This window comes from Roseomonas sp. TAS13, assembly GCF_001950415.1.
Taxonomy (GTDB): domain Bacteria; phylum Pseudomonadota; class Alphaproteobacteria; order Acetobacterales; family Acetobacteraceae; genus Roseomonas; species Roseomonas mucosa.
The window spans coordinates 1-6041 of sequence record NZ_BDLP01000273.1; the positions used below are offsets into that span (position 1 = coordinate 1).

At 72.5% G+C, this 6041-nt stretch carries 6 protein-coding genes; 1 reads left to right on the forward strand and 5 read right to left on the reverse strand.

Features of this window, described 5'->3' with window-relative positions; genetic code table 11:
• The 5 genes from cysS to ROTAS13_RS17815 form a co-directional block, all read right to left on the reverse strand.
• A partial coding sequence (gene cysS, locus ROTAS13_RS17795) for a cysteine--tRNA ligase (RefSeq protein WP_139323414.1) occupies positions 1-1144 on the reverse strand: 1144 nt, incomplete at its 3' end.
• 10 nt (positions 1145-1154) lie between these two features.
• Complete coding sequence (gene gltX / locus ROTAS13_RS17800) at positions 1155-2483, reverse strand: glutamate--tRNA ligase (protein WP_019460950.1); 1329 nt, start codon at positions 2481-2483, stop codon at positions 1155-1157.
• Positions 2480-2860 (reverse strand): hypothetical protein, encoded by a 381-nt coding sequence (locus ROTAS13_RS17805; RefSeq protein WP_019460949.1) that lies wholly within the window; start codon positions 2858-2860, stop codon positions 2480-2482. The genes gltX and ROTAS13_RS17805 overlap by 4 nt, the downstream gene beginning before the upstream one ends.
• A gap of 10 nt (positions 2861-2870) precedes the next feature.
• The gene (locus tag ROTAS13_RS17810) at positions 2871-4466 is read right to left on the reverse strand and encodes a nitrilase-related carbon-nitrogen hydrolase (protein ID WP_075823001.1); all 1596 of its coding nucleotides are present in this window, start codon (positions 4464-4466) and stop codon (positions 2871-2873) included.
• A gap of 119 nt (positions 4467-4585) precedes the next feature.
• Positions 4586-5611, reverse strand: coding sequence for a DMT family transporter (locus tag ROTAS13_RS17815; RefSeq protein ID WP_226946050.1), 1026 nt, complete (start codon positions 5609-5611; stop codon positions 4586-4588).
• A gap of 133 nt (positions 5612-5744) precedes the next feature.
• On the opposite strand from ROTAS13_RS17815, the gene ROTAS13_RS26450 reads away from it, so the two are divergent.
• Positions 5745-6041: hypothetical protein (locus ROTAS13_RS26450; protein ID WP_139323415.1), on the forward strand; the 297-nt coding region annotated here is incomplete at its 3' end.

Here is a 6041-nt window from a genome sequence, read left to right on the forward strand (position 1 = left end):
CCGTCGCGGAACCGCCCACGGCGCCGATATTGGCCAGCGTGCGCAGGTCGCGCAGCCGGGCCAGCGCCAGCGGCGTGTTCAGGTCGTCGGCCAGCGGCTCCAGCGCCCAGGCGGCAAGGCGCGCGGCCTGTTCCTCGTCGGCCGCCGCATCGCCCGGGATGCGGGCCAGCAGGGCGTAGAAATCGTCCAGCTCCCGCTTCGCCTCCTCCAGCCGATCCAGCGTGTAGTCGATCTCGGAGCGGTAGTGGGTACGCAGCAGCAGCAGGCGGAAAGCCTCGCCCGCCCAGGGCCCGTGGGCCAGGATGTCGCGCACGGTAAGGAAGTTGCCGAGCGACTTCGACATCTTCTCGCCATTCACCCGGAGCATGCCGTTGTGCACCCAGTAATGCGCGAAATGGCTGCCGGGGAAGGCGCAGCAGCTCTGCGCCACCTCGTTCTCATGGTGCGGGAAGAGCAGATCCTGCCCGCCGCCATGGATGTCGAACTCCTCGCCGAGATACTTCCACGACATGGCGGAGCACTCGATATGCCAGCCGGGGCGGCCACGGCCCCAGGGGCTGTCCCAGCCCGGCGTCTCGCTGTCGGAGGGTTTCCAGAGCACGAAATCGCCCGGATCGCGCTTATAGGGCGCGACCTCGACGCGGGCACCGGCCAGCATCTCCTCCGGATCGCGGCCCGAGAGCCGCCCGTACTCGGCATAGGCCGAGACGGAGAAGAGCACATGCCCCTCCGCCGCATAGGCATAGTCGTTGGCGATCAGCCGCTCGATGATCGCGATCATCTCGGGGATCGTCTCGGTCGCGCGCGGCTCGTGGTCCGGCGGCGCGCAGTTCAGCGCCGCCATGTCGGCATGGAAATCCGCCGCCGTGCGCGCGGTGATGGCGGCGATGGGCTCGCCCGTCTCGCGCGAGCGCGCGTTGATCTTGTCATCCACGTCCGTGATGTTGCGGACATAGGTGACGCCCGGGAAGGCGCGGCGCAGGAAGCGCGCCAGTACGTCGAAGACGACGACCGGCCGCGCATTGCCGAGATGCGCGAGGTCATAGACCGTCGGGCCGCAGACATAGATGCGGATGTTTCCCGGGTCGATCGGCGTGAAGTCGCGCTTGCGCCGCTGGGCGCTGTCATGGAGCTGGATCTGCATCAACCGAAACTCATCCCGCCGAGGCGGTGAGCCGCTGCACGGCGCGTTCGCGCCCGATCAGCGGCAGAAGGGCCTTGAGGTCGGGCCCGTGTTCCTCGCCGGTCAGCGCCCGGCGCAGCGGCCAGAACAACAGGCGGCCCTTGCGCCCCGTGCGTCCCGCCAGTTCCGCCGTCCATCGCGACCAGGTGTCACCGTTCCAGGGCTCCTCGGGCAGGCAGGCGAGGGCGGCGCGGAGAAAATCCGCCTCCTCGGGCTGCTCGGAGGGAAGGATATCCCCCTCGACCACGTCGAGCCAGTCCTTTGCTTCCCCCAGCGTGTCGAGATTGCCCCGGACCGCCAGCCAGAACGCCTCCGTGGCCTCCGGCGGCAGCCGGTCGCGCACGGCGGCGAAATCCAGCCCGTGCAGGTATTTCCGGTTCAGCGCCAGCATCTGCCGCGGGTCGAAGCGCGCGGCGGAGCGGGACAGCCCCTCCAGCGACCAGCCCGCCACCAGATCCGCCGGCATGGCGGGCACCGGGTCGCGCGGAGCGCCCAGCGCGGCGAGGTAGCCGGCCAGCGCCGCCGGCTCGATCCCGTCGCGGCGGAACTGGCGCAGCGAGACGCTGTTCAGCCGCTTGGACAGGGGCGCGCCCTCGGCATCCACCAGCAGCGGCAGATGGGCGAAGCGGATCTCCCGCCCCATGCCCAGCGCGCCCATGATGTCGAGCTGGATGCCCGTGTTGGTGACATGGTCCTCGCCCCGGATGACATGGGTGATCCCCGTCTCCAGGTCGTCCACCACCGAGGTGAAGGTATAGAGGAAGGTGCCGTCCGCCCGCACCAGCACCGGGTCGGAGAGCGCCGGCAGCTTCACCCGCCGGTCGCCCAGCACCATGTCGCGCCACGCCGCCTCGCCGCCCGAGAGCTTGAAGCGCCAGTAGGGCCGCTTGCCGTTCGCCTCGGCCTTGGCGAGCTGCTCCGGCGTCATCCGCAGCGCGGCGCGGTCATAGACCGGCGGCTTGTTCTGGCGGCGGCGCTGCTCGCGCTTGAACTCCAGCTCCTCCTCGCTCTCCAGGCAGGGATAGAGCCGGCCCAGCGCCTTCAGCTTCTCCGCGGCAGCCTCGTAGCGGGCGGTGCGGTCGGACTGGCGCAGGAACTCGTCCCAGTCGAGGCCAAGCCAGCGCAGGTCCTCCTCGATCGCCCGGGCATATTCGGGCTTGGAGCGCTCCGTGTCGGTGTCGTCGAGGCGCAGCAGGAACTGCCCGCCCTTCTGCCGCGCAAAGAGCCAGTTGGCCAGCGCGGCCCGGGCATTGCCGACATGGATGTAGCCGGTCGGGCTGGGGGCGAAGCGGACCTTCATGCCTCGTCCTCCCCCTCCTCGTCATTCCCGTCCAGCCGGCGCGGGTCGAGGACGCGCCAGTTGCGCTCCTCGGCATCGGTGGCGCGCGTCGCGGCGAAGCCCTTCACCTCGGCGCCGCTGGTCCAGCCCTCGCCGCCGGCGCCGGTCACGTCGGCATCCTCGCCGAAGGCGAACCAGGCGGCGAGCACATCTTCGCCCGTCATGCCGGGGGCACGGCAGCGCTCGACCGAATCCCGCACATAGCGGCGGGCGAAGGCATTGGCATGGGCCAGGCTCTCGAAGCCGCGGATCGTTTCCACCGGCTCGGCGCCATTGCCGCCGGACAGGTCGCGGATACGGACGGCATAGCCGCCCTCGGGGGAGAAAAGGTCGCTCATGCCGGAAGCGTCATGCCAGTTGGGCCGTAAATCCGTTCGTGATCGGGGTGTGCCGGGCCGGGCCGGCGGGACCGATCCCCCAGCCCGGCGGCGAGGTCCGGCGCTTGTACGCGGCCCCGTCCATCAAACGCCAGACCCGCAGCACCGTCGCCCGGTCATGCCCGTCCCGCAGCAGCGCGTCCAGGGGCGGCCTGTCACCCGTCCCGGCCTCCCCCGCCAGGACCCGCAGGATGGGGTCGAGCCGTTCCACCGGGGGCAGGCCGGCGGGCAGGTCCGGAGCCGGAGCCTCGGAGGGGCGCAGCAGCACCTCGGTCAGCCAGCCCCGCTCCAGCCCCCAGCGGGCAAGCACGGCGGCCTCACTGTCGTAGAGGCCGGAGAGCGGCGCATAGGCCCCCGGCCCCATCAGCCCCAGCAGGTAGCGGGACCGCGTGCCGGAGGACAGCAGCAGCGCCCCGCGCACCTCGGCCAGGGCCTCCAGCAGCAGGTGGCGCAGGCGCGGCGAGACGTCGAGGTCCCGGGCCTCCGCCCCCAGCACCGAATGGACTGCGCCGGTCGCGGAGCCGGTCGGCAGCGTGTCCGTGCCGATGCCCAGGCGCAGGGCGCATTCCGCCGCCCGCCGGCCGGAGCGGATGCCGAGCCCCGGCAGCAGCACCGCCCGCACCCGCGCGGCGCCGATGGCCTCCACCGCCAGCAGGGCCGTCAGCGCCGCCGCCGGAGTGCCGTCCAGCTCCAGCAGGATCTCGCCATGGCCGTTCTTCATCAACTGGGCGCGCAGTCCGGTCAGCAGCGCCTCCCAGAGCAGCCCCGCCTCCCCGGGCGGTTCGGGCAGGGGCTGCGGCACCGCCTCCCAGCCCGCGCCGCCCTGCCGCCATTCCGAGATGCCCAGGGTCTCGGCCAGGCCGGGCAGGCGCAGGGCCAGACGGCGGTCGGCATTCAGGGCGAAGGAAGCGCCGTCGAAGGCAATGCCGTCCTGCGCCCCGACAAGGTTGACCGAGAGCAGCGGCAGGCCGGTCTCCACCACCCTGGCCACCGCCCGGTCGATGCGCCGCTCCGCCCCGCCCGGCCGGAAGGGATCGGCCTCCAGGGCCAGCAGGAGCTCGGCGCCGCTTTCGGACAGGGTCTCCGCCACGGCCGGCCCGGCGGCATCCGCCCCCACCATCACGCCCAGGCGCAGGCCGCGGAAGACCATCGGCCCGGGCGCCGGGCCGGTGGCGAAGAGCATGACATCCTCCGCCAGCCCGGGCTCGCCCGGCTCATGCCGCGCCCGCCGCGCGCGGACCTGCCCGCCATCGAGCAGGAAGGCGGCGTCGTGGCAGCGCCCGGCCTCGCGCCAGGGCGCGCCGAGCAGCAGGCCGGGCCCGCCATCCCCGGTGGCTTCGGCCAGATGCCGGATCGCCGCCTCGCAGGCGGACAGCACGGCGGGATCGCGCGCCAGGTCCTCCGGCGGCGCGCCCAGCAGGGCCAGGCGCGGCGCCACCAGCAGGTCGGCCCCCTGCGCAGCGGCCTCGGCGCGCAGCGCCAGGAGGCGGGCGACGTTGCGCCGTATGTCCCCCATCCAGGGATCGGTCTGGGCCAAGGCGATGCGCAGGGAGGCGGATTCTGGCATGACCAGGAGGCTAGATCAGAGCGCCCCCCGGGGGAATTCACGGAAGCCTGAAAATATCTGTAGTAAAACAAAGTATTAATTGGTGATGTTGAGAACGGCGCGGAATGGTCCCGCCGGGCCTATTCCTCCCCCTGCGTTCCGGCCGCGCGGCGGCGGCCCCAGGGGCCCAGCACCCCCAGGATGATCCCGGCCGAGACCAGTGCCACCCCAGCCATCCCGCCGGGCTCCAGCGCCTCGCCCAGCAGCGGCCAGGCGGCGATGGCGGCCAGGGCGGGCACGAAGGCGGTGATGGTCGTGGCGGTCGCCGCCCCCAGCGCATTCACCGCCCGCGTGTAGAGGAAGCTCGCCATCACCGCCGCGATTACGCCCTGATAGGCGAATTGCCAGAGCACCGGCCCCCAGCCGATGGTCGGCAGGTTGCTGGGCAGGGCGAAGTACCAGAGCGGCAGGAAGACCGGCGCCGGCAGCAGCGAAACGGACAGCACCGCCGTCAGCGCCGGCACGCGCCAGCGCCGCACCAGCAGCGTGTAGACGGACCAGAACACCCCCGCGAGCAGGAATAGCAGGTCGCCGCGCCAGGCGCCCGGATGCTCGCCCAGCGTCGCCCCGGCCAGCAGCGCGATGCCGAGCGCCACCACCAGCAGGGACAGGACGCGCTGCCGCGACCAGCGCTCGCCGAGGAAAACAACCGCCAGGGCGGTGGTGACGAAGGGCAATGTGCCGATCAGCATCACCCCGGCATGGGCGGTCGGGGCATAGGCGAAGCCCGCATAGACGGGCAGCGCGTAGCCGAAGCCGGCGCAGAAGGCGAGCGCCGCGCCCCGGACCAGGGAAAGGCGTGGCCACCCCCGCCAGGCGACCACCGCAAGCCCGGCCAGCAGGCTGCCGGTGAAGCGCAGCGCCGCCATGTCGCCCGCGGTGAAGGCCTGCCTGGTCGAGAGCCGCCCGGACAGCAGGAAGCCCGACCAGCAGACCAGCACGCCCAGCATGCAGAGCAGCCCCAGACGCCACTCCCGGGCCGCCGCCGCGGGGTCGCGGGGCACACGCCCGGGCAGGGCTGCCTCCTCCGCCGACCCCGGGTGCTGCTGGGAGGGGCGCGGGATGGACGAGCGGGGTGGCAGGGGCCGGGCGGCGCAATCGGGCATGGCGGCCGAGACTGCGGCAGGTCAGCATCGCTGTCCATTCCCATGGGGGCGGCCTGCCCTGCCCAGCGCCACGGCGATGCTCCCCCACCGGCCCCCTTGCCATCTCCGGCCATGGCGCGGGACAAACCAGGACATGAGCCAGACCCTGCCGCGCCTCAGCCCTGGGGATTTCGTCGCCTCGCTGACCCTGCCGGATGCGCAGGGCGGGGCCTGGGACGCGACGCACCAGTCCATCGCCCACCTGCACCGCATCCTGCTGCTGCCGCCCTTCCCGGCGGAGGCGGCGCTGCTGGAGGCGGAGCGCGCGGCCCGTGCCCTCGGCGCCATGCTGGTGCTGGTGGAGGCGGCGCCGCCGGACGGCATCCTGCGCGAGGAAGCGCTGTCCCGCGTCCTGTCTCTTGATCACATCTACGCACAGCTCCACCGTAAG

What these genes read in the sequence shown, in the direction of transcription:
- gltX (WP_019460950.1), bottom strand. Translation starts at nt 2,483, where the DNA reads ATGAAGGTCCGCTTCGCCCCCAGCCCGACCGGCTACATCCATGTCGGC.
- ROTAS13_RS17805 (WP_019460949.1), bottom strand. Translation starts at nt 2,860, where the DNA reads ATGAGCGACCTTTTCTCCCCCGAGGGCGGCTATGCCGTCCGTATCCGC.
- ROTAS13_RS17810 (WP_075823001.1), bottom strand. Translation starts at nt 4,466, where the DNA reads ATGCCAGAATCCGCCTCCCTGCGCATCGCCTTGGCCCAGACCGATCCC.
- ROTAS13_RS17815 (WP_226946050.1), bottom strand. Translation starts at nt 5,611, where the DNA reads ATGCCCGATTGCGCCGCCCGGCCCCTGCCACCCCGCTCGTCCATCCCG.